A 24,161-nucleotide genomic window follows, 5' to 3' on the forward strand; every position below is an offset into this window, starting at 1 on the left:
CACTCCCGCCGGGCGGGTTCAACCGGGCCGCGACGCGCCTGACAGAATCGACGCCGATGTACTCGCTGCTCTTCTCTCTGGTCATCGCCCGGATCCCCGCCGAGACCGTGCACCGGCTCACCCTGCGGCTGCTGCGGTGGCTGCAGTCCGTTCCCGGGCTGACCGGGCTGTTGCGGCGGATGCTGGCGCCGCGCGATCCGGCGCTGCGGGTACGGGCGCTGGGGCTGGAGTTCCCCGGGCCGCTGGGGCTGGCCGCCGGGTTCGACAAGGACGCCGAGGCGTACGAGGCGCTGGGGGCGTTCGGGTTCGGCCATGTGGAGGTCGGCACCGTGACCGGACGGCCCCAGCCGGGCAACCCCACGCCGCGGCTGTTCCGGCTGCCCGCCGACCGGGCGGTGATCAACCGGATGGGCTTCAACAACCACGGCTCGCAGGCGGCGGCGCGGCGGCTGCGCGACCGGCGGCCCGGCGTGATCGTGGGCGCGAACATCGGCAAGACCAAGGCGGTGCCGGAGGAGGAGGCGATCTCCGACTACGTGGCCAGCGCCCGCCGCCTGGCTCCGCACGCCGACTACCTGGTCGTCAACGTCAGCTCGCCCAACACCCCGGGCCTGCGCGACCTGCAGGCCGTGCGGCGGCTCCGCCCGCTGCTGGCGGCGGTCCGCGCGGCCGCCGACGAGGCGAGCCCCGGACGGCGGGTGCCGCTGCTGGTCAAGATCGCCCCGGACCTGGCCGACGCGGACGTCGACGCGGTCGCCGACCTGGCCCTGGACCTGGGCCTGGACGGCATCATCGCGACCAACACCACCATCGCCCGCGAGGGCCTGCGCAGCGCCCCCGAGCTGACCGCGCAGACCGGCGGCCTGTCCGGCGCGCCCCTCAGGGAACGGTCGACGCAGGTGCTGCGGCGGCTGCGGTCCCGGGTCGGCGACCGGCTGGTGCTGATCTCGGTCGGCGGCGTGGAGAACGCCGACGACGTGTGGGAGCGCCTGCGCGCCGGGGCCACCCTCGTGCAGGCCTACACCGGCATGATCTACGGCGGCCCGCTGTGGGCGCACAAGGTCCACCGCGACCTGGCCCGCCGCCTGCGGGGCAGCGCGTACGCCACCGTCCAGGACGCCATCGGCCCCCGCGGCTAGACCGTCTCGAAGAACCCGTCCGCGATCAGCTCGGGCAGCACCGCGTCGGCGTGCGCCCGGACCTGCTCCGGTGGCAGGTCCATGAGCTGGGCGATGGCGTCCAGCAGCGGCGGCAGCGGCAGCGTCCCGTCGCACACCCCGGCGAGCGCGGCCTCGACGGTGCCGACCGCGGCGGCCCGGCGCAGCCCGCCGCGCTGGCGGAGCACGATGCGTTCCGGATCCTCGGCCCCGGGCGCGCCGACCTGCTCCTGCACGATGTCCACAGCCGTGCGCAATCCCTGTGGACAATCTGTGGAAAACTTCGGTCCGGCGGCCAGCCCGTCGAGCACCCGTTCCACGTACGCGCCGACCGGCTGCTCCACCGCGTGCCGGATCTCCTCCACCCGCACGGCGGGGTGCTCGGCGCCGGTCCGGCGCAGCGTGATCCAGCCGAACCCGACGCCCGTCGCCCGCCACCGTTCGAAGCAGTCCAGCCAGGCGTCGTACCGCGCGGCGTACTCGGGGGCGCCGACCTCGCAGGAGTCCCGCAGCCACAGCTCGGCGTACTCGGCGGGGTCCTGCACGTCACGCTGGACGATCCACGCGTCGCAGCCGGCGGGCACCCATCCGGCGAGCCGTTCCTCCCAGGGCTCACCCTCGACGTGCAGCCAGTTCGCCAGCATCTGGCACCAGCCGCCCTCGTTCAGCCGCTCCGCCGCACCGGCCACCAGCCGCCGGCACACCTCGTCCCCGGGCAGCCCCGACTCCCGGTACGTCAGACCGCCCTCGGGCGAGATCACGAACGGTGGATTGGACACGATCAGGTCGAACCGCCGGTCCGCCACCGGCTCGAACAACGACCCCTCGAGCAGTTCCACGCCGTCCACCCCGGACAGTGCGAAGCTCATCCGCGCCAGCTCCAGCGCCCGCGGGTTCAGGTCGGTCGCGGTGATGCGCCGCGCCCGATCCGCCAGATGCAGCACCTGCACCCCGCACCCCGTGCCGAGATCGAGCGCACTGTCCACAGCCCTGTGGGCAACCAGTTGTGCCAGCCCCGCGGAAGCCCCGCCCGACCCGACCACATGATCGGCCCGCAACGCCGTCCCCGACCCCGGCCGCACCTTGAGATCCGACACCACGTACCCCAGGTGCCGCCCGTCGTGCCCCTCGAGCGGCTGAACGTGCAGCAGCGCCCGCGCCTCGCCCCCGGAACGCTCCACCAGCCCGGCCGCGAAGAACTCCTCCGGCACGGCGTCGGCCGCCACCGGCACCTGCAACCAGAACAGCCGGGTGAAGACCTCCAGCGCGCTCCCGCCGCCCGTCGCCCGCAGCGCCGGAACGATCTCCTCCCGGGCCAGCGCGCCCCCGGCCACCGGCCCCAGCAGCTCCCGCACCCCGGCCACCGTGTACCCGGCCCGCCCGAACGCCTCGCGAATCCGTCCTCGCGCATCCTCGAAAAGCCCCACCCGCCCATCCTGGCGGATGAACGGATGGGCGGGGTCAGGACAGGTAGTCCTTCAGGCCCTGGGCCAGGGACTGGGCGATGCGCTCGCGGAACTGCTCGTTGGAGAGCTTGGCGGCGTCGCCGGCGTTGCGCATGTTGCCGCACTCGATGAAGATCTTCGGCACGTCGGACAGGTTGAGGCCGCCGAGGTCGTTGCGGCGGTCGATGGCGTCGCCGTCGCCGCGGTAGTTGGAGTACGGCAGTCCGGTGCCGTCGCGGAACGCTTGGCGGACGGCCAGCGACAGCTCGTGCGACTCCTCCACCATCTCGGGGTCGGTGACGCCGCGGACCAGGGCGGGCTCGATGATGTGGAAGCCGTGCTGGTTCGGGGCCGCCCCGTCGGCGTGCACCGAGATGACCGCGTCGGCGTTCGCCCGGTTGCCGATCTCGGCGCGGCGGTCGATGCACGGGCCGACGCCCTTGTCGTCGGGGCGGGTGAGCAGCACCTTGGCGCCCTGCTCGGTCAGGATGTCGCGCAGCTTGACCGACACGTCCCAGGTGAAGGCGTGCTCGGGGTAGCCGGCGTTGGTGGCGGTGCCGGTGGTGTCGCAGGCCTTCTTGCCGTTCCCGATGTCCACCTGCCGGTTGATGACGTCCGGGTTGCGGGCGTTGCCGCCGTTGTGGCCGGGGTCGATCACGATGGTCCTGCCGCGCAGCCCCGAGCCCTCCTCCCGCCCGGGGGAGCCGCCGCCGTCCTGGGTGGCGGTCGTGGGGGCGGGTGCGTTGCGGGCGCCCTCGCCGCCGTCGTCACCGCCTCCGCAGGCGGTGAGCGCGGCGGCGCCCAAGGCCAGCACGACCGCCGCCGACCTGCATCGACGGATGCCCACGATGTACCCCCCGTGACGGATTCGTTATCGACCCTGCCAGTCTGCCCGTGCGTCCGCGTACGTCAAAACGGCCTGCGCGGACGGCTCCGGCGGGGCGGCGGCCGGTGCGACCGCCGAGGCCAGTGTGGCAAATGTCACCTGTCCGCGGGCGTCCTCTCCCACACCGGGCCGGTCTCCGCCCGCCCGAGCAGCGCGGCGAGCGCATGCGCCTCCTCGGCGTCCAGGCCCAGCACCACGCGCGGGCGGCCCCACGGATGGTCGATCGAGTGGGCCACGTAGCTGGCCACCGACTCGTGGCCGCCGTCGGTCAGGCCGCGCGCGTGCCGCCACTGCGACCAGGCGCGCTCCAGTTCGCTCGCCGCACGCTGGGCGCACGACACCAACTCCGGATCACGCACGGACTCCACCCCCTGAGTGAGCATGATCGTCCCCGTCCGGCACGTCGCCGGCCTGCGGGGACGGCGCCACCCATTAACCACCCGGGGGCGGCGGGGCGACCCGCGGTTGCGCGAGCCTTGACCGACCTCTTACCGGGAGCCGGGCGACGGGAACGGTCCGGCGGGCGTCAGGAGGGGGCCGGGCCGGTGGTGGAACGCACCACCAGATGCGGGACGACCAGGTTCTGCCGGGCCTCCCGGGACGGGTCCTCGATCCGCGCGCACAGCATCTCGGCGGCGATCCGGCCCATGTCGCGGCGGGGCTGGTCGACGCTGGTCAGCGAGATGTGCCGGATCGCGGCCAGGTGGGTGTTGTCGTAGCCGACGATCGACACGTCCGCGGGCACCCCCAGCCCCAGCTCGTCGGCCGCCGACAGCGCGCCGGTGGCGACCAGGTCGTTCGGGGCGAAGATGGCGGTCGGCCGGTCCGGCCGCGACAGCAGGCTGCGGGCCGCCCGGTAGCCGCCCTCCTCGGTGAAGTCGCCGGTCTCGACCACGATCTGGTCGGCCAGGTCGTGCTTGCGCATCGCGTTCTCGTAGCCGGCCCGCCGGTAACGGGCGGTGGTGGAGGGGGCGCCCTCGATGTGCGCGATGCGGCGGTGCCCCAGCCGGACCAGGTGGTCGACCGCCAGGCTGGCGCCCAGCTCGTCGTCGTCGACCACGATGTCCACGCCGGCCACGTCGCGTTCGCCGACGACCACCACCGGGACGCTGGCCGCGGCCTCGCGCAGCGAGTCGGGCACCACGCTGAGCAGCACCAGCCCGTCCACCCGCATCTCCAGGAACGCCTCGACCGCCTCGGCCTCGAACAGCGGGTCCCAGCGCCCGCTGCCGACCAGCATCCGCAGCCCCTCGCCGTGCAGGCTCTCCTGCAGGCCGTCCAGGAACTCGGCGAAGAACGGGTTGTGCAGGTCGGCCACGATCGCGCCGATCAGCCGGGTGCGTCCCTCGACCAGGCTGCGGGCCACCGCGTTGGGCCGGTAGCCCAGCTCGCGGGCGGCCTTGAGCACGGCCTGGCGGCGCCGTTCGCTCACGTGCGGGGAGCCGCGCATCACCAGCGAGACCAGGGACTTGGACACCCCGGCGCGCTCGGCGACGTTGCGGATCGTCGGCTTGGGGGTGGCCGGCCGGGGCGCGGGCGGACCCGGTGGGGACTCTCCGCCCTGGCCGGATCTGGCGGGGGGGACACCTTCACGAGCTGACATGGCACTCCTGTCGGGGGGAGCGTTGCAGGACTTGCCGCCTTGCACCCCGCCACCTGATCGACGGCGACCCGGCACGGGACCTGATCCTCGAAGGAGGAGATAGCCCATGATGCATCGGAGGGGCTCCAAATGGTCGCAACAACGAGTAACGGACAGCCGTCAAAGGGGGGTTGGGGCATGTGGTGTCACGAATCACAGCGTTCCCGGGCAACCGTGAGGGCTTGACCCGCACAGGGCTCGATCGGTGCGCTCCTCGGCTACGCTGCGCAGGGTGACCCAGGGCGGCGGCCGGTGCCGGGGACATCGCCGGACCGGCATCGCCCGCCAGCGACAGCGGACGGATCGGTGGACGTTCAAGTGACCAGCGAACGCGCCACCGCCCCCGCGCCGGGCCGGCGCGGGCAGCGGGGCAGGCGCAGGCTCAGCGTCGACGAGCGGCGTGAGGAGCTGATCGCCGCCGCGCTCGGCCTGTTCAGCACCCGTCCTCCGGACGAGGTGTCCATCGACGACGTCGCGGCGGCCGCGGGCGCGTCGCGGGCGCTGGTCTACCACTACTTCGGCGGCAAGTACGAGCTGTACGTGGCGGCCCTGCGCAGCGCCGCCGCCCAGCTCACCGACCTGCTCGAGCCGCCCACCGAGGGACGGCCGCTGGACCGGCTGCGGCTGTCGCTGGCGCGGTACTTCGGCTTCGTGGAGAGCCACGCCTCCGGTTACAGCGCGTTGCTGCGCGGCGGGCCCGCCGACCGCACCGGCGAGGTCGGGGAGATCGTCAACGGGATCCGCAACCTGCTGCTGGACCGGATCCTGGTGGCGCTCGGCACCCCCGAGCCGGGACCGGTCCTGCGGGTCACGCTGCGTTCGTGGATGGCGTGCGTGGAGACCGCCGCCATGGACTGGCTGGAGCACCGCGACATGGCACGCCAGGACCTGGAGCGGCTGCTGGTCGACCAGATCGTGGTCCTGCTGCACACGGCCGGCCGGCACGACGCCCGGATCGCCGAACTGTTCGCCCGGCTCACCGAGGAGGAACTGGGCTGAGGCGTCCCGTCTGGGGCGCGCCTCCCAGGCCCCCGGAGGGCGGGTCGGCTGCATGGGTGCTCTGCGGCGGCGGTCGGCTGGAACGGCCCTCCCAGTGAACCGCACCGGGGCCCGCCCGCGCCGCCCTTCGGCCGGAGTCGGCCGGAGTCGGCCGCACCCACCGGGCCCCGGACGCGAACGAGCCCCGTCCGCGCCCGTACGGCTTGGCGTACGGGCACGGACGGGGCGTCGCCGAACACCGGGTCGTGTCTCCCGGCCGGCCGGCGCTTGGCGTCCGGCTGCCGGACCGTCGTCCAGGGGATCGCTGACGGCTCCCGGCCACCGCGGACCGTGGAGTTCAGCGGTCTCCTAGCCGCCCCCCCGACCAGGCGTTCGGCCCGGCACTCGGTGCTCTCGGTGATGCGCCCTCCCCCCGGCGGAGGGTCGGGACGCGTTACTCCGAGCGCTGCTGCGGGATCCCCGCCAGCAGCGCGCGCACCTCGGCCTCGCGGTAGCGACGATGGCCACCCAGGGTGCGGATGGAGGTCAACTTGCCTGCCTTCGCCCAGCGGGTGACGGTCTTGGGGTCGACGCGGAACATCGTCGCCACCTCCGCCGGCGTCAACAGGGGCTCGGCCTCTGGCGTACGTGCTGACATGTTTGCGGCCTCTCCTCCGTGGACCGATCACGATCCTGCGATGTCTTGATCTCGCGCGGTCACCGATGTCCCCTATGGCCCGAAAGAGCCACTATGACATCACAAGGTGTAACCTTGCCACCACAGAGCGCCACAATCAAGTCCCTGGCGGCAACTGCGTGTTCGTGGTGACTGCATCACGCTGCGTGATTCTAGCGACACGTATGGTCGCATCGCCCGCGGATTTAGGAATTTTGGTCAGTTCGCGGATTCGAGCGCCCGCACCGCCCGCCAGCGGGCCCGCAGCCGCTGGTACATCGCGACGGTGAGCTCCACCTCACCCCGCTCCAGGGCGGCCAGCGCCACGGCCGTCTCGTGCACCGACTCGTCGGCCCGCAGCCGGTCGTCGTCGATCAGGCAGACCAGCCCGCCGTAGTCGAGCTCCACCAGCGCCAGCGGATGGAACTCGGCCAGCCAGCGGTCCACGTCGGCCAGCTCGCCCGCCGTCGGCCCGTCCTCCGGCCCGGCCGCCGCCACCCGCCGCGCACGCGCCAGCCGGCCGCGTGCATCGCGCATGGTCGTGACATAGATGAGGGTACGGGTCGGAGGCGCCGTTGTGGGGCCGTTGCTCCCGCCGCCCTCCGGATGCCCGGCGCCCGCCCCGGCGATCCACGTCCCCGCCGGTCCGCGCGGTCCGGGCGGCTCGTCCTCCGGGTCGGCCGGGGCGGCCGGGCCGTCCCCGAGCAGCAGGCACCGCTCGCCGGGGTCGAACAGCGTGAACCAGGCCGGCGGGACGTGCCAGGTGCTCGACCGGATGTGCGGCCGCAGCGTCCGCCCGCCCGCCTTCCAGCGTTCGAACTCCGCCGCCACCCGGCGCGCCTCGGCCGCGGGCACCAGCGCGCCCGCCAGCCCCGCCGGCATCCCGCCCCCGTCCAGCTCCGCGAACGCCAGCCAGGACCGCAGCCGGGTCTCCCACGGGCACACGAACGTCATCCCGCCGGCCCGCCGCACGTACGCGTGCCGGCTCTCGGTGTGCGGGGCCACCACGGGGGCGGCCGACGCCAGCCGTCGCACCGCCTCCTCGTGCTCGGCGGCCAGGGCCTCGGCCCGCCGGGGCCGCGCGCCCGACTCGGCGTACGCCGTCCACACCGACCGCAACGGCTCGGGGAACGCGATGACCGGCTCATAGACCCGTAGGTAAGCGGCGTAGGGCAACACGTGCGCATCGTGACATGCCGCCGTTCCCGACGCGGGGACCTTGGCGCGTGTCACCTCTTGGCCGGGTCGGGGGTTCCCTCCGGTGTCCGTCGTCCTACGCTGAACCCAAGGCAGAAAGGAGTCACCACCGTGACCAATGTCTTCGGGGCGCCCCACAAGGGCACCGGACCCTCCCACGAGCAGGTCGTCTTCTGTCAGGACGAGGCCAGCGGCCTGCGCGCGATCATCGCGATCTACTCCACCGCGCTCGGCCCGTCGCTGGGCGGCACCCGCTTCTACCCGTACGGCTCGGAGGACGAGGCGCTCGCCGACGTCCTCAACCTGTCCAAGGCCATGGCGTACAAGAACGCGATGGCCGGGCTGGACCTCGGCGGCGGCAAGGCCGTCATCATCGGCGACCCGAACATCGACAAGTCCGAGGCGCTGCTGCGCGCCTACGGCCGGTTCGTGCAGTCGCTGAACGGGCGCTACTACACCGCCTGCGACGTCGGCACCTACAGCGAGGACATGGACGTCATCGCCCGCGAGACCACGTTCGTCACCGGGCGCACCGTCGCCCACGGCGGCGCGGGCGACTCCTCCGTGCTCACCGCGTACGGCGTCTACCAGGGCATGCGCGCCTCCGCCGAGGCGCTGTGGGGCAGCCCCTCGCTGCGCGGCCGCCGCGTCGGCGTCGAGGGCGTCGGCAAGGTCGGGCACCGCCTGGTGGAGCACCTGCGCGAGGAGGGTGCCGAGATCGTGATCTGCGACGTGAACGAGGCCGCGATCGAACGGATCCGCGCCCGGCACCCGGAGGTCGAGGTGGTGGACGACGGCGACGCGCTGGTCCGCGCCGACCTGGACGTCTACTCGCCGTGCGCGCTCGGGGGCTCGCTGAACGACGACACCGTCCCGGTCCTGCGCGCCAAGATCGTCTGCGGTGGCGCCAACAACCAGCTCGCCCACCCCGGCATCGAGAAGCGGCTGGCCGACCGCGGGATCCTGTACGCCCCGGACTACGTGGTCAACGCCGGCGGCGTCATCCAGGTCGCCGACGAGATCGAGGGCTTCGACTTCGAGCGGGCCAAGGCCAAGGCCACCCAGATCTTCGACACCACCCGACGGATCTTCGCCCTGGCCGCCGAGGAGGGCGTGCCGCCGGCGGTGGCCGCCGACCGCCTCGCCGAACGCCGCATGGCCGCCATCGGCCGCCTCCGCGGCATCTGGCTCGACAACTGACGAATCCGTCCGGGGGGCGACCCCGGACCCGAGGGGCGGGTCGGGCGATCCTCGCTTCGCCGCGGTCGTCCGGCCCGTCCGACCCGTTCGTCCGGCGGCGGCGTTCCCGTGATCCGGGGCGCCGCCGCCGGGTTTGCGAGAGCCGGGTTTCCCGGGGGCGGAAGGGAGTCCGCCCGGGTCAGGTGAGTGCATCTGCAATCACCGGATACACTTGGAGACGCCGCAGCGAGCGGGCCATGACGTTCGAGCACGTACCGAGCCGGGCGCAAAACGGGTACGGTTGTATCCGTGCTGACGCACGGCTGAGGTCGAGCCGATGCGTGTGGCGTACGCGAGCGTAGATGGGACGCAAAGGTCCTGACCATCGAGGGGGTCGAGCCATGGGGCGCGGCCGAGCCAAGGCCAAGCAGGTAAAGGTTGCCCGCCGGCTGAAGTACAACAGCGGCGGCACGGATCTCGACCGCCTAAAGGAGGAACTGGGAGTCCCGTCGTCGAACCACCACGACCCCTATGACGACTCCTACGACGACCTCATCGAGAAGTACGCGGACTACGCCGACACCGATGACGGCGAGGACGACCGGCCGGGGCGCTGAGCCGTCTTCCGCGTGACCCCGCCACTGCCCTGCTCCGGCAGGGCGGTGGCGTTTGTCACACCGGGGTGCTTCCCTTCCGGGGTCAGGGGCCCTGCAGTGCGCGCCGCACGCCGGGTTCCCGGGGGCCGAGGAAGCGCGGTTCGGGTTTGCGGGCGACGTCGACCATCGCCTTGAACGAGGCCAGTCCCTCCCGCAGATAGCCGTATCGGGTGGTGGTCGCCTGCACGTCCATGCTGTCGTGCCCGACGCCGGTGGCCCGCACGCCCGCCGCCCGGCACAACGTGACCGCCCGCGGCAGATGGAACACCTGGCTGACCACGATCGCCCGGTCCACGCCGAAGATCCGCCTGGCCCGCACGCACGAGTCCCAGGTGTCGAACCCGGCGTAGTCGCGCACCACCCTGTCGCCGGGCACGCCCCGCTCGACCAGGTACCGCCACATCACCGTGGGCTCGTCGTAGTCGCGGCGGCTGTTGTCCCCCGACGCCAGGATGACCCGGACCTTGCCCTCCCGGTAGAGCCGCAGCGCCACGTCCAGCCTGCCCGCCAGGAACGGCGACGGCCGATCCCCCCACGCCCCGGCGCCCAGCACGATCGCCACCGGAGCCGGCCGCACGTCCGCCACGTCCATCCGGTACGGCGCCGTCTCCGCGTTCATCCACGCGCTCGGCAGCAACCCCGCGTACACCGCAAGGCCCAGCACCACGGCCCCCGGCCCCGCCCACGGCGACCGGACGACCCCGCGAACCCACCGCAAGATCACACCCGTTCGACGCCCGTCCCCGCCCGAAGGTTTCCACCCCCAGAACACGCAGGAACGAGCGAACAGGAACAGGCGGGGGTCTGGGGGCGGAGCCCCCAGAACTTCCACAGCAACCCCAGACCAACCACCCCTCAGTCGGCCGGAGCGGAGCCCCCAGGGCGGAGCTCCGGACGACTGAGCGCGGTCCGGGCACCGCAGCCGACCCCGGCGGAGCCGAGCCCCCAGGCGAGCGGAGCCGGGGTCGGCGAGGATGCCCGGATCCGCGCGCGGGGGTCGTAGGGGGTCGCCCCCCTACAAGTGACAAGCGCCGGTGCCCTCGGTGGTCTCGCCGAGGATCCAGGCGGGGACGTCGCGGGAGGCCAGGAGGCGGAGGGCGGCGTCGGCGGCGTCGGGGGCGACGACGGCGACCATGCCCACGCCGAGGTTGAAGGTCCTGTCCATCTCCGGCTGGGGGATGCCGCCGTGCTCCTGCAGGAGGGTGAAGATCGGCGGCGGGGTCCACGACGAGCGGTCCAGGCGGGCGTCGACCGTGGCGGGCAGGGAGCGGGCCAGGTTGGCGGCCAGGCCGCCGCCGGTGATGTGGGCGAACGCCCGGACGCCGCCGGCCCTGGCCAGGGCCAGGCAGTCCCGGGCGTAGATGCGGGTGGGGGTCAGCAGTTCCTCGCCCAGGGTGCGGTCCAGCTCGGCGGGGCGGGACTCCAGGGTCAGGTCGCTGTTGCGCAGCACGTGCCGGACCAGGGAGTAGCCGTTGGAGTGGATGCCGGAGGAGGCCAGCGCCACGATCGCGTCGCCGGGGCGGACCCGGTCGGGGCCCAGCATCTCGTCGGCCTCGACGACCCCGGTGGCGGCGCCCGCGATGTCGAACTCGTCGGGCTCCAGCAGGCCCGGGTGCTCGGCGGTCTCGCCGCCCACCAGCGCGCAGCCCGCCAGGGCGCACGCCTCGGCGATGCCGCCCACGATGTCGGCGATCCGTTCGGGGACCACCTTGCCGCAGGCGATGTAGTCGGTCATGAACAGCGGCTCGGCCCCGCACACCGCCAGGTCGTCCACCACCATGCCGACCAGGTCGTGGCCGACGGTGTCGTAGACGCCGAGACGGCGGGCCAGGTCCACCTTGGTGCCGACCCCGTCGGTGGAGGTCGCCAGCAGCGGGCGGCGGTAGCGCAGCAGCGCCGAGGCGTCGAACAGCCCGGCGAAGCCGCTGGCGTCGTCGACCACCTCGGGCCGGCGGGCCCTGGCGACCCGCGCCCTCATCAGCTCGACCGCGCGCTCCCCGGCGGCGATGTCGACCCCGGCGTCCTGGTAGGAGGTCACTTGCCGGCCCCTTCGAGCAGGTACTTGCCGCGCGAGTCCTCCTGGACGGGGATCGGGTACTCGCCGTCGAAGCAGGCCCGGCACAGCCGGTCCTTGGGGATCCGGGTGGCGGAGATCAGCGCGTCCAGCGAGATGAAGCCGAGCGAGTCGGCGCCCAGCGAGGCGCGGATCTCCTCGACGTTCAGGTTCCCGGCGATCAGCTCGGCGCGGGTGGCGAAGTCGATGCCGTAGAAGCACGGCCAGGCCACCGGCGGGCTGGAGATGCGGACGTGCACCTCGGCGGCGCCGGCCTCGCGGAGCATGGACACGATGGCGCGCTGGGTGTTGCCGCGCACGATCGAGTCGTCCACCACGATCAGCCGCTTGCCCTTGATCGCCTCGCGCAGCGGGTTCAGCTTGAGCCGGATGCCGCGCTGGCGGATGGTCTGCGACGGCTGGATGAACGTCCGGCCGACGTAGGAGTTCTTCACCAGGCCCTGGCCGTAGGGGATGCCGGACTCCTCGGCGTACCCGATGGCGGCCGGGGTGCCCGACTCGGGCGTCGGGATGACCATGTCGGCCTCGGCCGGGTGCTCGCGCGCCAGCAGCCGCCCCACCTCGACCCGGGTGGCCTGCACGTTGCGACCGGCGATGGTGGTGTCGGGACGGGCCAGGTACACGTACTCGAACAGGCAGCCCTTGGGCCGCGCCTCGGCGAACCGCTGGACGCGCAGCCCGCCCTCGTCGATGGCGATCATCTCGCCGGGCTCGATCTCCCGGACGAACTGGGCGCCCACGATGTCCAGCGCCGCGGTCTCGGAGGCCACCGCCCAGCCCTGGCGGATCTCGCCGCCGTGCCCGGCGTGCCCGGCGATCGGCAGCCGGCCCAGCACCAGCGGCCGGATGCCCTGCGGGTCGCGCGCCGCGTACAGGGTGTGCTCGTCCATGAAGACCAGTGAGTACGCCCCGCGCACCGCCGGCAGGATCTCCCGGGCGGCGGCGAACGCCCCGCTCTCGTGCCCGGCCAGCAGGGCCGTCAGCACCTCGGTGTCGGAGGTCCCGGTCAGCTCCGCCGCGTTCAGCTTCGCGGCCAGCTCCGGGGTGTTGATCAGGTTGCCGTTGTGGGTGAGGGCCAGCCCGCCCGCCTTGGTGGAGCGGAACGTCGGCTGGGCGTTCTCCCAGGTGGGGGAGCCGGTGGTGGAGTAGCGGCAGTGCCCGACCGAGATGTGGCCCTGCAGCGTGTTCAGCACCGACTCGTCGAAGACCTGGGCGACCAGGCCCATGTCCTTGAAGACGACGATGCGGGAACCGTCGCTGACGGCGATGCCCGCCGACTCCTGCCCCCGGTGCTGGAGGGCGTACAGCCCGTAGTAGGTGAGCTTGCTCACCTCCGCCCGGGTCGCCTCGTCGGAGGGGACCCAGACCCCGAAGACGCCGCAGGCGTCCTGGGGAGCGCGGTCGGTGGGATCGAGGTCGTGGCTCAGTCGGCCGTCACCAAGAGACACGCTGGCCAGTCTAGATGCCCGATTCGGCTGCTCTGGTCGTGCGGCGGCCACGGTGGCGCATGACACGGCGGCGCGCGACCCGCCGAACCGCTGTTTGCCGAGCCCGGCAGCGACCTTTGCCCGGCGGGGCGGAGTCATCGGGGCTCCGGCCGGGAACCTGGTCTAACGCACGCGCGCGTCGCAGCTCCCCTGGAGGTTCCGCATGACCGTGCCCGGCTACCAGCGCCACTACACCCCTGTACGGGAGCAGCGCAGCGGCATGGCCACGGCGTCGCTCGTGCTCGGGCTGATCGGCCTGCCCGCGCTGCTGCTGTGCGGGCTGGGGATGGTGCTGGCGCTGGTCGGGCTGGTGCTGGGGTTCGTGGCGGCGTCCCGGCACACCGGCCGGGGGACCGCGGCCGCCGGGATCGTCTCCTGCCTGGTGACCCTGGTGGTGGGCGCGGCGGGGCTGTTCTGGCTGCTCAGCCAGGCCGCCGAGTGCGCCGACCCGGACCGCTACCCGACCGACGCGGACCGGGAGCGCTGCATCGAGCGCGAGTTCCCGTTCGCCCGGACGGGCGCGACCCCCGGCACGACGCCCTGACGCGGGTCACTTCAGTGGGACGAGCGCGGACAGGTCGGCGCGGGGGCCGCCGGCGGTGATCCGGCGGGCGTGCACCGCCTCGTCCCAGGTGACGCGGCCGGTCGCCAGCTCGAGCCAGGTCACGGCGTCCATCTCCACGACGTTCGGCGGCGTCCCGCGGGTGTGCCGCGGCCCCTCCATGCACTGGACGGCGGCGAACGGCGGGACCCGCACCTCCACCGCACGGCCGGGGGCGGCCTCGGCGAGGCGGTCCAGGGTGACGCGGACGGCCGCCCGCAGCAGGGGACGCCCCGGCTCGGCCCCGGCGTCCAGGGCGGCCAGCACGGCGTCGAGGGCGGCCAGACGCAGCGCCGCGGGCTCGTCGGGCCCCTCGTACGGGGGCCGTCCCAGCGCGGCGAGCTGCTCGTTCAGCACGGTGAGGGTGAGCGGTGCACGGGCCATCGACACCGACCGTACCGGTACCTCCTGCCCGGCTCTGCACCGCGAACCACCGCCCAGGCGGTAAAAAGGGACGGTCGCTGGCACCCTGGGCCAGCCGGACAGGGCACGCCCGCGCGGCGCGGCGTGGCCCAGGAAACGCACGGAGGTTGCCGATGCCCCAGGCCCGGCCGCTAGAACCCACCGATCCCGAACGGCTCGGCGAGTACCAGATCGTCGGCCGGCTCGGCGAGGGCGGGCAGGGCGTGGTCCTGCTGGGCCGCGGCCCCGGCGGCGAGCAGGTGGCGATCAAGCTCCTGCACGCCACCCTGAGCACCGATCCGCTGGCGCGCTCCCGGTTCATCCGCGAGCTGGAGGTGGCCAAGCAGATCGCCACGTTCTGCACCGCGGCGGTGCTGGACGCCGACGTGGCCGGGGACCGCCCGTACATCGTCAGCGAGTACGTCGAGGGCCCCTCGCTGCAGGGCCTGGTCGCCGCCGAGGGCCCGCGCGGGGCCAGCGCGCTGGAACGGCTGGCGATCGGGACGGCCACCGCGCTGACCGCCATCCACCGGGCCGGGGTGGTGCACCGCGACTTCAAGCCCGCCAACGTGCTGCTCGGCAGCGACGGCCCCCGGGTGATCGACTTCGGCATCGCCCGGGCCATGGACCTCAGCGGGCTCACCCTGGCGGGCGGGGTGCCGGGCACGCCCGCCTACATGGCCCCGGAGCAGCTCAGCGGGACCGAGGCGGGCCCGGCCGCCGACGTGTTCGCCTGGGGCTCGACGATGCTGTTCGCCGCGTCGGGGCGGATGCCGTTCGGCGACGACACGGTGCAGGCGGTGATCCAGCGGATCCTGTACGACGAGCCGGACTACTCGCCGCTGCCGGAGCCGCTGCGCGGGATCGTGCGGGAGGCGATGGCCAAGGACCCGGCCCGCCGCCCGACCGCCCGGCAGTTGCTGGACCGCCTGCTGGGGCAGGAGAGCCCGTCCGTCGCCACCGTGCCCGAGCCACTGGTCACCGAGGCCCGGTCGCTGGCCGCCGAACGCCCGCCGCGGCCCGCCCCGCCGCCCCTGCCCGCCGCCGAGGAGCCCGCGCCGCCCACGGTCGCCGACCCTCCGTACGCGCCGCCCCAGCCGCCCCGGCCGGGGGAGACCGCCGTGCTGGGCGCGCCGGTGTTCCCGTCCGGCGAGCCCGGCGGTCCGGGTCCGGACGACCGGCCGGGGCAGCCGCCGCTGATCCCGTGGCAGCAGCCGGCCGCCGCCGACCCGACGGCGGCGTACCCTCCGGTGCCCCCGGTCCCCCCGGCGAGCGCCGCGCCGCCGCGTCGCGGGGGCGCCAACCGGCCGCTCGGCGTGCTGATCTCGCTGGCCGTCGGGGTGCTGGCGGGCATCGTGATCATCGCCCTGGTGCTGTGGCCGCAGCTGCGCGACTCCAGCCCGGCGGGCGGCGCCTCCGGGACGTCCCAGCAGGCCGCCGACAACCGGCCGGTCAGCAGCATCCCCGAGGCGTTCGCCGGGACCTGGAGCGGCACCGCGGTCAACTCCAGGCGGGGGGCGTCGTTCCAGATCCGGGTCACCTTCCAGGCGGGCGAGACCGTTGCGCGGGCCGTCTACCCGCGCGGCTGCCAGTGCACCCTCACCCTGACCCGCGGCACCGGCAGCCGGCTGGAGATGACGCTCAGGCCGCAGCCGCCCTGCAAGACCGTCACCCCCGGGGACGTGGTGGTGACCCGCAAGCCGAACGGCCGTCTGGAGTACGCCTGGGCCCGGACCGGCACCACGCTCAGCTACCGGGCGGACCTGACCAAGGGCTGACACGGGCCGTCACCGCCGCGGGGCGGGGTGTGAACGTTCTCACGTAGGATGGCCCGGCCACAGGTGAGAGCACAGGTCGATAAGCGGTCATCGAGGTCATAGCGACTGCCGCTGCGCAAGGGGTTTAATCTTGGCGAAGTGCACTTCGGTGTCATACGGTTCGCTCACCGGCCGAACGCCCGCGGCGTCCGGCCGTCGGCATGCCGTAGGGACGCCGGCAGCCTAATCCCGCGGTGCCAGCCCGCCGCGGGAACCGGGGACCCAACGTAGATCCGGGGTGAACTCACGGCCCGTCCGGCCGCGACAGGGCCGACCTCCCGGTCCGAACCCGTCAGCTAACCCGGTAGGCGAACAAGAGAGGAGAGCACGTGGAGACCCCTGACTCCACTCGTGGCACCCGTGCGCCGCGGCGCGGACTCCGGCGCACGGCCCTGGCGCTCGCCGCGGCGGCCGGGGCGTTCCTGCTGACGTCCTCCACCTCGCCGGGGGCGATGGCCGCGGAGCCGGGGGGCGCGGCCAAGGTCCGCCAGCTCACCAGGGAGATGCAGAAGCTCGAGAAGGAGTACGGGGGCAACCTCGAGCAGCTGCGCGACGCCCGGCGCGACGCCAACAACGCGCTGAAGAAGGCCCAGGTCCTCGGCAAGGACCTGGAGGAGGCGCGGCGGGTGGTGGCCGAGATGGCGGCCACCCAGTACATGAGCAACGGCGTCGACATGACGGTGCAGATCCTGGCCAGCGACGACCCCAACCGGCTGCTCAGCAACGCCTCGCTGGCCCGCCATCTGTCCGAGCAGAAGGCCGCCAAGGTCCGGGAGATCGCCGTTCTGGTCGGCCGGCAGGACCAGGCCCGCAGGGAGGCCGAGGCCAAGATCAAGAAGCTGGAGAACGACATCGAGGAGATCTCCAAGCAGCGCGAGCGGGTCAAGCAACTGCTGAAGAAGTACAAGCCGGAGTCCCCGCTGGTCGGCGCGGGCGGGATGACCCCCCGGATGATCAAGGTCAAGAACGAGATCGAGGCCGAGCTGGGCCCCTTCCCGATGATCGGCTGCACCCGCCCCGGCGACCCCCTGGACCACGGGTCCGGGCGCGCCTGCGACTTCATGGAGAGCACCGCGGGCCGGATGCCCTCGTCGGACCGGCTGGCCCACGGCGACGCGGTCGCCCAGTACGCCATCAACAACGCCTCGCGGCTGGGCATCAAGTACATCATCTGGAAGCAGCGGATCTACGACCTGCGCAGCCCCGGCTGGAAGACCATGTCCGACCGCGGCTCCATCACCCAGAACCACTACGACCACGTGCACATCTCGGTGTTCTGAGCACTAGCCGCTGGTCTTCGACGCCCCGGCCGGGTTCGCCCGGCCGGGGCGTTTCGCGTTCCGCGGCGCGGAAGGTCAGCGGAGGGCGGCCAGGGCCTGGTGGGCGATGGCGTCGCGTTCGGCGGCCTCGCGGCGCTGGGCCTCCCGTTCGGCGGCCTCGCGGGCGTCGTAGGCGGCGCGGGCGGCGGCGATCTCGTTCTGGTGCTCCTCGGTCCAGGTGACCAGGGCCTGGATGGTGGCGTGCAGGGTGCGGCCGAGGGGCGTCAGCTCGTAGTCGACCCGGGGCGGGACGGTGGGGTGGACGGTGCGGCTGATCAGGCCGTCGCGTTCGAGCTGGCGGAGGGTGCGGGTGAGCATCCGCTGGCTGATCCCGTCGATCTTGCGGCGCAGCTCGGTGAAGCGCAGGGAACGCCGGTCCAGCAGGGCGATCACCAGCAGCGACCACTTGTCGGCGATCCGGTCGAGGATCTGCCGGACCTCGCAGTCCTCACGGGTGTCCCACTGGAAGGCCTCCTGGTCGGGGCCGGTACCACAGCAGTTACCAGGGGACTTCGAAGTGCCTTCTTCCATGACTCCTCATGGTGACTGACGATGCTGTCGGTTACAAGAAGGAACCGGCCCCATGTTCCGATACCGGCCGGTTCCGTGTGCGGAGAGGAGTGGGCCGATGTCCACGACGGACGCCCGGATGGACGGGCGGGCCTGGGGCGTGCTGTTCGTGCTGTGCGGCGCGATCTTCCTGGAGGGGATCGACGTCGCGATGTTGAACGTGGCGCTGCCGTCGATCCGGGCCGACCTGGGGCTGTCCACCGGGATGCTCAGCGGCCTGGTCAGCGCCTACGTGCTCGGCTACGGCGGGTTCATGCTGCTCGGCGGCCGGGCCGCCGACCTGCTGGGGCGGCGGCGGATGTTCCTGCTGTGGCTGACGGTCTTCTGCCTGTTCTCCGGGCTGGGCGGGCTGGCGACCGAGGGCTGGATGCTGCTGGTCGCCCGGTTCGTCACCGGGGTGGCGGCGGCGTTCATGGCGCCGGCCGGGCTGGCGCTGCTCACCGGCGCGTTCCCAGAGGGGCCGCTGCGGACCCGGGCGCTGGGGGTCTACGCGGGAACGGCCGCGGGCGGGTTCTCGCTGGGGCTGGTCGCCGGGGGACTGCTGGCCTCGCTGGGCTGGCGGTGGGTGTTCTTCGCGCCCGTCATCATGTCGGCGGTGATCCTGGCCGCCGCGATCCCGCTGGTGAAGGACACCGACGCCGCCGGGGAACGGCAGGGCGGCTTCGACCTGCCCGGCGCGTTCGCCATCACCGGGGCGATGCTGCTGCTGGTGTACGGGGTGGTCCGGCTGGAGCACCCGTCGCGGGGCCCGGGGCTGACGGCCGCGGTGCTGGCCGCCGGGCTGGCGCTGCTGGCGGCGTTCGTGCTGATCGAACGGCGCGCCGCCGACCCCCTGGTGCGGCCGGGCATCCTGCGGTCGGGGACGCTGGTGCGGACGAACGCGGCGGCGCTGCTGTTCATCGGGGCGTTCGGCGGGTTCCAGTTCCTGCTCACCCTGTACCTGCAGGAGGTGCGGGGGTGGAGCACGCTGGAGACCGGCCTGGCGATGCTGGTGATCGCCATCGACACGGTGCTCGCGCCGACGCTGACGCCCCGGCTGGTCAACCGGTACGGCAACGTCCGGGTGCTGTTCGGCGGGCTGGTGCTGGCGGCGGTCGCCTACGCGCTGTTCCTGCCGGTGGGTGCCGACTGGACGTACGCGGCGATGCTGCCGTCCCTGATCGTGCTCGGGCTGGCGTTCTCGCTGGCGTACGGGCCGCTGACGATGGCCGCCGTGGAGGGCGTGCCCGAGGAGGAGCACGGGCTGGCCAGCGGGCTGCTCTACACGGCGATCCAGTTCGGCACCGCGCTGGGACTGTCGGCCGTCACCGCCGTCAACGTCGCGGCGCTCGGCTCCGGGACGGCGCTGGAGGCGATCCGCGCGGCGCTCGTCGTCCCGCTGGCCGCCGCCGTGCTCGCGGCCGTCATCACCGCGTTCGGCCTGCGTACCCGCCCGGCGCCCGCGCCGGTCGTGGCCCCGGTGGCCGTACCCGACCCGGAGGTGGTCCGATGACCGTGAAGGTGCGCTCGTTCGACGAGATCCGCGAGCAGTTCGAGACCTACATCGGCGACATCGTGTACGCCACGATGACGACCGTCGACGGCAAGGGCAGGCCGCGCGCCCGGGTGCTGATCCCGGTCTGGGAGATCGTGGACGGGCGGCCGCTGGGCTGGCTGGCCACCTACAAGACCCCGGTCAAGGCCGCCCACCTCGCCGGGAACCCGCACGCCGCGTTCTCCTACTGGTCGCCCCGGCAGAACGCCGTCAGCGTCGACACGGTCGCCGAATGGGTCGACGACCTGGAGACCAAACGGCACGTGTGGAACCTGTACGTCAGGACCAGCCCGCCGGGGGCAGGCTACGACCCCGGCCGTTTCTGGCGCGGCGGCCCCTCCGATCCCGAACTGCACGTCCTGCGCCTGGAGCCCTGGCGCGTCCAGGTCATCCGGGGCGCCGACCTGCAGGGCAAGATCTGGCGGGCCGACTGACCGCGGCGGGAGGATCGCCCGAACACGGAACGGCCCCGCGAGGATCGCCTCGCGGGGCCGTCCGGCGTGTTCGTCAGGCGTAGCTGGGCAGCAGCCGCTCGTGCGCCTCGCGCAGCTCGTGCAGCGGGATGGAGAACAGGCCCTCGACGGTGAACGAGTCGCCGCCGACCACGCCGAGCTGGGTGGCCGGGACCCCGGCGGCCTCGCAGAGCTGGCCGAGACGGGCCTCCGAGCCCGGCCGCACCGCGACCACCGCGCGCGCCACCGACTCGCTGAACAGCGCGACGAACGGGTCGCCCGGCAGGGTCACCCGCACGCCGAGCCCGCCGCGCAGGCAGGACTCCACCAGCGCCTGCGACAGGCCGCCGTCGGACAGGTCGTGCGCACCCGACAGCAGGCCCTCGTGGGCGGCGGTCACCATCACCGCGGCCAGCGCCCGCTCGGCGGGCAGGTCCACCAGCGGCGGCAGCCCGCCCAGGTGCCCGTACACCACGTGCGCCCACTCCGACCCGCCGAACTCCTCCCGGGTCTCGCCGAGCAGCACCAGCATGTGGCCCTCGGCCGGGAACGCCATGCTCACCCGGCGCCGGACGTCGTCGTGCACGCCCAGCACGCCCACCACGGGGGTCGGGTTGATCGGCTTGTCGTCGGTCTGGTTGTAGAAGCTGACGTTGCCGCCGGTGACCGGCACGCCCAGCGCCTGGCAGGCGTCCGCCAGACCCTTGGTGGCCTGCGCGAACTGCCACATCACCCCCGGGTCCTCCGGGGACCCGAAGTTGAGGCAGTTGGTGACCGCCAGCGGGCGGGCGCCGGTCGCGGCCACGTTCCGGTACGCCTCCGACAGGGCGAGCTGGGCGCCGGAGTACGGGTCCAGGCGGGTGTAGCGGCCGTTGCCGTCCAGCGACAGCGCCACGCCCAGGCCGGTCTCGTCGTCCAGCCGCAGCACCCCGGCGTCCTCCGGCATCGCCAGCACCGTGTTGCCCAGCACGTACCGGTCGTACTGCGAGGTCACCCACGTCTTGCTGGACAGGTTGGGGGACGCCGCCAGCCACAGCACCGTGTTGCGCAGGTCGTCGGCGTTGGCGGGGCGGGCCAGCCGGCCGGGGGTGTCGGCCTGCAGCGCGGCCAGGTCCGCGGGCGGCTCGTACGGCCGCTCGTAGACGGGGCCCTCGTCGGCGGCGGTGCCCGGCGGGATGTCGACGATCACCTCGCCGCGCCAGGTCATCACCAGCCGCCCGGTGTCGGTGACCTCGCCGATCACCGTCGCCGGGATCTCCCACTTCGCGCAGATCTCCAGGAACCGGTCGACCTTGGCGGGCTCCACCACGGCCATCATGCGTTCCTGCGACTCGCTCATCAGGATCTCTTCGGGCCGCAGCGTCTCGTCGCGCAGCGGCACCGCGTCCAGCACCACGTGCATCCCGCCGGTGCCGGCCGCCGCCAGCTCCGTCGTCGCGCAGGACACGCCCGCCGCCCCGAGGTCCTGGATGCCGACCACGAGGTCCTCGCGGTACAGCTCCATGCAGCACTCGATGAGCAGCTTCTCCATGAACGGGTCGCCGACCTGCACGCTGGGCCGCTTGGCCTGCGACTCCTCGTCGAACGTCGCCGACGCCAGCACCGAGGCCCCGCCGATCCCGTCCGGGCCGGTGGTGGCGCCGAACAGGATCACCTTGTTGCCCGGGCCGGGCGCGGTGGCCCGCTTGATGTCCTCGTGCCGCATCACCCCGATGCACAGCGCGTTGACCAGCGGGTTCTTCTCGTAGCAGGGGTCGAAGACGGTCTCCCCGCCGATGTTGGGCAGGCCGAGGGAGTTGCCGTAGCCGCTGATCCCGGCCACCACGCCGGGCAGCACCCGCTGGGTGTCGGGGGCCTCGGCGGGGCCGAACCGCAGCGAGTCCATCACCGCGATCGGCCGCGCCCCCATCGACAGGATGTCGCGGACGATGCCGCCCACCCCGGTCGCCGCGCCCTGGTAGGGCTCCACGTACGACGGGTGGTTGTGCGACTCGACCTTGAACGTCACCGCCAGGCGGCGCCCCACGTCGACCACGCCGGCGTTCTCGCCCATGCCGACCAGCAGCGCGTCGGTCTTGGGGGCCTTCTCCCCGAACTGCCGCAGGTGGACCTTGCTGCTCTTGTACGAGCAGTGCTCGCTCCACATCACCGAGTAGATCGCCAGCTCCGCCGAGGTCGGCCGCCGCCCGAGGATCTGCCGGACCCGCCGGTACTCCTCGTCGTTCATGCCCAGCTCGACGTACGGCTGCCGCTGGTCGGGCGTCCGCTCCGCCACGGCCACCGAGTCCACCGGCATCGACTCGACCACCACGCCGGGCGCGCGCTCGCCCTCCGCGTCATGCGAGTGGTGCGCCACCGGCGCCCCGGCGAACGACCCGTCCTCCCGGACCTCGGGCTCCTCGTCCACGCCCGGAACGGGCGTCCCCGCCGGAGGCGTGCCGTCCTCGTCCTGCGCGTCGGGCCGCCCGAGCGCGACGAGCGCCGCCAGATCCGGATGCACCTCCACCGTGGGCTGCGGCCCGGTCCCGGTCACATCGGAACCCGGCTGCTCCTCCCCGACCGCGGGCTGCGGCCCGGTGCTTTCGCCTTCAGCGGGCACGACGGGCTGCGGCCCGGTGCCAGGCCCGGCAAAGTGCTCCTCGCCCACAGGCGGCTGCGGCCCCGTGCCAGGCCCGTTGTCGGGCTCGGCGGGGACGCCGTAGGCGGGGCCGCCGTGCGGCACGGGCTCGCCCGGTGCGGCGAAGGGCTCTCCACCGACAGGCGGCTGCGGTCCGGTGCTAGGCCCGTTGTCGGGCTCGGCGGGAGCGCCGTAGGCGGGGCCGCCGTGCGGCACGGGCTCGCCCGGTGCGGCGAAGGGCTCCCCGGCGACGGGCGGCTGCGGTCCGGTGCTAGGCCCGTTGTCGGGCTCGGCGGGAAGGCCGTGGGGCTGTCCGGCGATGGGCGGCTGGGGCTCGGTGGCGGGTCCGCCGTGCGGTGCCGGGGCGTCCGGAGTCGCGAAGGGTTCCCCGCCGATGGGCGGCTGGGGTTCCGTGCCGGGTCCGCTGTCGGGCTCGGCGGGGGCGCCGTGCGGGGCGGCCTCCGAGGGGGCGTCGGAGCCGGTGATGACCGGGGGGACGACCGGCGGGTGCTCGTCGGCGCCGGTGGGCTCCCCGGGGGCGTCCGCGGCCGGGGGCTCGGGCGGTGCGGGGTCCGCCGGACGGGCGAACGGGTCGTGCTCGGGATCGTCGGCGGCCAGTTCCGCGAACCACTCCGCGGTGGGGCCGTCGGACGGATCGTCCGACACTCCGCCGGTGTCGGGGGTGTGCTCGGTCATGGGTTCTCTCCGTTCGCCTCGGGCCGTGGGGTGGGTGGAGCGGGCGGCGCGGTCAGCCGACGCCCACCTGGCCCAGCCCGGCCTTGACGATCGAGGTGAAGAAGCCGAGCCCATCGGTGGACGGGCCGGTCAGGGACTCCACGGCGTGCTCGGGATGCGGCATGAGGCCGACCACGTTGCCGGCCTCGTTGCAGATCCCGGCGATGTCGTTGAGCGAGCCGTTGGGGTTCAGGTCCAGGTAGCGGGCGACGACGCGGCCACTGGACTCCAGTTCCGCCAGGGTCTCCTCATCGGCGACGTAGCGGCCGTCGCGGTTCTTGACGGGGATGACGATCTCCTGGCCCTCGGAGTACTCGGAGGTCCAGGCGGTGCCGGCGTTGTCGATGCGCAGCCGCTGGTCACGGCACACGAAGTGCAGGCCGGCGTTGGGCAGCAGCGCGCCCGGCAGCAGGTGCGCCTCGCACAGCACCTGGAAGCCGTTGCAAATGCCCAGCACCGGCAGCCCGGCGCGGGCGGCCGGGATCAGCTCGTCCATCAGCGGCGCGAACCGGGACAGCGCCCCGGCCCGCAGGTAGTCGCCGTAGGAGAACCCGCCGGGCAGGATCACCGCGTCCACGCCCCGCAGGTCGTGGTCGGCGTGCCAGAGCGACACGGGCTCGGCGCCCGCCAGCCGGACGGCGCGGGCGGCGTCGCGATCGTCGAGGGAACCAGGGAAGGTGATGACCCCCACCCGGGCAGCGTTCATGGTTGCGGATCCTCCGGAGCCGAGTAGCGGG

General features: G+C 73.5%; 22 protein-coding genes and 1 riboswitch. Of the genes, 9 read left to right on the forward strand and 13 right to left on the reverse strand.

Annotation, left to right across the window (positions count from 1 at the left end; all coding sequences use genetic code 11):
- The first annotated feature begins 56 nt into the window (after window positions 1-56).
- Window positions 57-1,139: a quinone-dependent dihydroorotate dehydrogenase gene (locus HNR21_RS07105; protein WP_119726616.1), complete on the forward strand. Its 1,083-nt coding sequence runs from the start codon at window positions 57-59 to the stop codon at window positions 1,137-1,139.
- Here the strand turns inward: HNR21_RS07105 and HNR21_RS07110 are convergent.
- From HNR21_RS07110 to HNR21_RS07125, 4 genes are all read right to left on the reverse strand, one after another.
- Window positions 1,136-2,584, reverse strand: coding sequence for a DUF7059 domain-containing protein (locus tag HNR21_RS07110; protein WP_182704543.1), 1,449 nt, complete (start codon window positions 2,582-2,584; stop codon window positions 1,136-1,138). The two genes, HNR21_RS07105 and HNR21_RS07110, sit on opposite strands and share 4 nt — an antisense overlap.
- A gap of 34 nt (window positions 2,585-2,618) precedes the next feature.
- Entirely contained in the window at window positions 2,619-3,449 is an 831-nt protein-coding gene (locus HNR21_RS07115) for an N-acetylmuramoyl-L-alanine amidase (protein WP_312880893.1), read from the reverse strand.
- Window positions 3,450-3,583: 134 nt separating this feature from the next.
- Complete coding sequence (locus HNR21_RS07120; RefSeq protein ID WP_119731555.1) at window positions 3,584-3,847, reverse strand: hypothetical protein; 264 nt, start codon at window positions 3,845-3,847, stop codon at window positions 3,584-3,586.
- Between the two features lie 167 nt (window positions 3,848-4,014).
- The gene (locus HNR21_RS07125; protein ID WP_233358878.1) at window positions 4,015-5,091 is read right to left on the reverse strand and encodes a LacI family DNA-binding transcriptional regulator; all 1,077 of its coding nucleotides are present in this window, start codon (window positions 5,089-5,091) and stop codon (window positions 4,015-4,017) included.
- Window positions 5,092-5,436: 345 nt separating this feature from the next.
- On the opposite strand from HNR21_RS07125, the gene HNR21_RS07130 reads away from it, so the two are divergent.
- Complete coding sequence (locus HNR21_RS07130) at window positions 5,437-6,129, forward strand: TetR/AcrR family transcriptional regulator (protein ID WP_233358879.1); 693 nt, start codon at window positions 5,437-5,439, stop codon at window positions 6,127-6,129.
- Between the two features lie 433 nt (window positions 6,130-6,562).
- Here the strand turns inward: HNR21_RS07130 and bldC are convergent, their stop codons facing one another.
- On the reverse strand, window positions 6,563-6,766 hold the full coding sequence (bldC, locus tag HNR21_RS07135) for a developmental transcriptional regulator BldC (protein WP_012850682.1): 204 nt from the start codon (window positions 6,764-6,766) through the stop codon (window positions 6,563-6,565).
- A 237-nt stretch (window positions 6,767-7,003) separates the two neighbouring features.
- The gene (locus tag HNR21_RS07140) at window positions 7,004-7,963 is read right to left on the reverse strand and encodes a DUF8083 family protein (protein WP_182704544.1); all 960 of its coding nucleotides are present in this window, start codon (window positions 7,961-7,963) and stop codon (window positions 7,004-7,006) included.
- A gap of 129 nt (window positions 7,964-8,092) precedes the next feature.
- Between HNR21_RS07140 and HNR21_RS07145 the strand changes: the two genes are divergently transcribed.
- Together HNR21_RS07145 and HNR21_RS07150 are read left to right on the forward strand one after the other, a co-directional pair.
- Window positions 8,093-9,181 carry a Leu/Phe/Val dehydrogenase gene (locus HNR21_RS07145; protein ID WP_182704545.1) on the forward strand — a complete coding sequence of 363 codons (1,089 nt, stop codon included), beginning with the start codon at window positions 8,093-8,095 and terminating at the stop codon, window positions 9,179-9,181.
- Window positions 9,182-9,561: 380 nt separating this feature from the next.
- Entirely contained in the window at window positions 9,562-9,777 is a 216-nt protein-coding gene (locus tag HNR21_RS07150) for a DUF3073 domain-containing protein (protein WP_119726621.1), read from the forward strand.
- Between the two features lie 82 nt (window positions 9,778-9,859).
- Here HNR21_RS07150 and HNR21_RS07155 read toward each other — a convergent pair whose 3' ends face one another.
- The 3 genes from HNR21_RS07155 to purF all read right to left on the reverse strand — a co-directional run bounded on the left by HNR21_RS07155 (window position 9,860) and on the right by purF (window position 13,338).
- A complete protein-coding gene (locus HNR21_RS07155) occupies window positions 9,860-10,540 on the reverse strand; it encodes a SanA/YdcF family protein (RefSeq protein WP_376766576.1) in 681 nt (226 codons plus the stop codon).
- A gap of 291 nt (window positions 10,541-10,831) precedes the next feature.
- Entirely contained in the window at window positions 10,832-11,854 is a 1,023-nt protein-coding gene (gene purM, locus HNR21_RS07160; protein WP_182704546.1) for a phosphoribosylformylglycinamidine cyclo-ligase, read from the reverse strand.
- On the reverse strand, window positions 11,851-13,338 hold the full coding sequence (gene purF, locus HNR21_RS07165; RefSeq protein WP_182704547.1) for an amidophosphoribosyltransferase: 1,488 nt from the start codon (window positions 13,336-13,338) through the stop codon (window positions 11,851-11,853). Before purF ends, purM begins: the two co-directional genes overlap by 4 nt.
- A 202-nt stretch (window positions 13,339-13,540) precedes the next feature.
- Here purF and HNR21_RS07170 point away from each other — a divergent pair, with 202 nt between their 5' ends.
- Entirely contained in the window at window positions 13,541-13,921 is a 381-nt protein-coding gene (locus HNR21_RS07170) for a DUF4190 domain-containing protein (protein WP_182704548.1), read from the forward strand.
- Window positions 13,922-13,927: 6 nt separating this feature from the next.
- Here HNR21_RS07170 and HNR21_RS07175 read toward each other — a convergent pair whose 3' ends face one another.
- Window positions 13,928-14,362, reverse strand: coding sequence for a sterol carrier family protein (locus tag HNR21_RS07175; protein ID WP_182704549.1), 435 nt, complete (start codon window positions 14,360-14,362; stop codon window positions 13,928-13,930).
- A 152-nt stretch (window positions 14,363-14,514) separates the two neighbouring features.
- On the opposite strand from HNR21_RS07175, the gene HNR21_RS07180 reads away from it, so the two are divergent.
- Together HNR21_RS07180 and HNR21_RS07185 are read left to right on the forward strand one after the other, a co-directional pair.
- Window positions 14,515-16,158: a serine/threonine-protein kinase gene (locus HNR21_RS07180; RefSeq protein ID WP_182704550.1), complete on the forward strand. Its 1,644-nt coding sequence runs from the start codon at window positions 14,515-14,517 to the stop codon at window positions 16,156-16,158.
- Between the two features lie 224 nt (window positions 16,159-16,382).
- A riboswitch (cyclic di-AMP (ydaO/yuaA leader) is annotated at window positions 16,383-16,523 on the forward strand.
- A gap of 3 nt (window positions 16,524-16,526) precedes the next feature.
- The gene (locus HNR21_RS07185) at window positions 16,527-17,477 is read left to right on the forward strand and encodes a coiled-coil domain-containing protein (RefSeq protein ID WP_182704551.1); all 951 of its coding nucleotides are present in this window, start codon (window positions 16,527-16,529) and stop codon (window positions 17,475-17,477) included.
- Between the two features lie 75 nt (window positions 17,478-17,552).
- Here HNR21_RS07185 and HNR21_RS07190 read toward each other — a convergent pair whose 3' ends face one another.
- Window positions 17,553-18,047, reverse strand: coding sequence for a winged helix-turn-helix transcriptional regulator (locus HNR21_RS07190; RefSeq protein ID WP_182704552.1), 495 nt, complete (start codon window positions 18,045-18,047; stop codon window positions 17,553-17,555).
- 97 nt (window positions 18,048-18,144) lie between these two features.
- On the opposite strand from HNR21_RS07190, the gene HNR21_RS07195 reads away from it, so the two are divergent.
- Both HNR21_RS07195 and HNR21_RS07200 read left to right on the forward strand, forming a co-directional pair.
- Entirely contained in the window at window positions 18,145-19,578 is a 1,434-nt protein-coding gene (locus tag HNR21_RS07195; RefSeq protein ID WP_182704553.1) for an MFS transporter, read from the forward strand.
- A complete protein-coding gene (locus tag HNR21_RS07200) occupies window positions 19,575-20,054 on the forward strand; it encodes a pyridoxamine 5'-phosphate oxidase family protein (RefSeq protein ID WP_182704554.1) in 480 nt (159 codons plus the stop codon). The genes HNR21_RS07195 and HNR21_RS07200 overlap by 4 nt, the downstream gene beginning before the upstream one ends.
- 73 nt (window positions 20,055-20,127) lie before the next feature.
- Here HNR21_RS07200 and purL read toward each other — a convergent pair whose 3' ends face one another.
- Entirely contained in the window at window positions 20,128-22,380 is a 2,253-nt protein-coding gene (gene purL / locus HNR21_RS07205) for a phosphoribosylformylglycinamidine synthase subunit PurL (RefSeq protein ID WP_376766618.1), read from the reverse strand.
- A gap of 1,057 nt (window positions 22,381-23,437) precedes the next feature.
- Window positions 23,438-24,130, reverse strand: coding sequence for a phosphoribosylformylglycinamidine synthase subunit PurQ (gene purQ, locus HNR21_RS07210; RefSeq protein ID WP_182704555.1), 693 nt, complete (start codon window positions 24,128-24,130; stop codon window positions 23,438-23,440).
- Between the last annotated feature and the right edge of the window lie 31 nt (window positions 24,131-24,161).

Source organism: Thermomonospora cellulosilytica (genome assembly GCF_014138835.1).
GTDB lineage: Bacteria > Actinomycetota > Actinomycetes > Streptosporangiales > Streptosporangiaceae > Thermomonospora > Thermomonospora amylolytica.

What these genes read in the sequence shown, in the direction of transcription:
- HNR21_RS07105 (WP_119726616.1), top strand. Translation starts at nt 57, where the DNA reads ATGTACTCGCTGCTCTTCTCTCTGGTCATCGCCCGGATCCCCGCCGAG.
- HNR21_RS07125 (WP_233358878.1), bottom strand. Translation starts at nt 5,091, where the DNA reads ATGTCAGCTCGTGAAGGTGTCCCCCCCGCCAGATCCGGCCAGGGCGGA.
- bldC (WP_012850682.1), bottom strand. Translation starts at nt 6,766, where the DNA reads ATGTCAGCACGTACGCCAGAGGCCGAGCCCCTGTTGACGCCGGCGGAG.
- HNR21_RS07150 (WP_119726621.1), top strand. Translation starts at nt 9,562, where the DNA reads ATGGGGCGCGGCCGAGCCAAGGCCAAGCAGGTAAAGGTTGCCCGCCGG.
- HNR21_RS07170 (WP_182704548.1), top strand. Translation starts at nt 13,541, where the DNA reads ATGACCGTGCCCGGCTACCAGCGCCACTACACCCCTGTACGGGAGCAG.
- HNR21_RS07175 (WP_182704549.1), bottom strand. Translation starts at nt 14,362, where the DNA reads ATGGCCCGTGCACCGCTCACCCTCACCGTGCTGAACGAGCAGCTCGCC.
- HNR21_RS07180 (WP_182704550.1), top strand. Translation starts at nt 14,515, where the DNA reads ATGCCCCAGGCCCGGCCGCTAGAACCCACCGATCCCGAACGGCTCGGC.
- HNR21_RS07190 (WP_182704552.1), bottom strand. Translation starts at nt 18,047, where the DNA reads ATGGAAGAAGGCACTTCGAAGTCCCCTGGTAACTGCTGTGGTACCGGC.
- HNR21_RS07195 (WP_182704553.1), top strand. Translation starts at nt 18,145, where the DNA reads ATGTCCACGACGGACGCCCGGATGGACGGGCGGGCCTGGGGCGTGCTG.
- HNR21_RS07200 (WP_182704554.1), top strand. Translation starts at nt 19,575, where the DNA reads ATGACCGTGAAGGTGCGCTCGTTCGACGAGATCCGCGAGCAGTTCGAG.
- purQ (WP_182704555.1), bottom strand. Translation starts at nt 24,130, where the DNA reads ATGAACGCTGCCCGGGTGGGGGTCATCACCTTCCCTGGTTCCCTCGAC.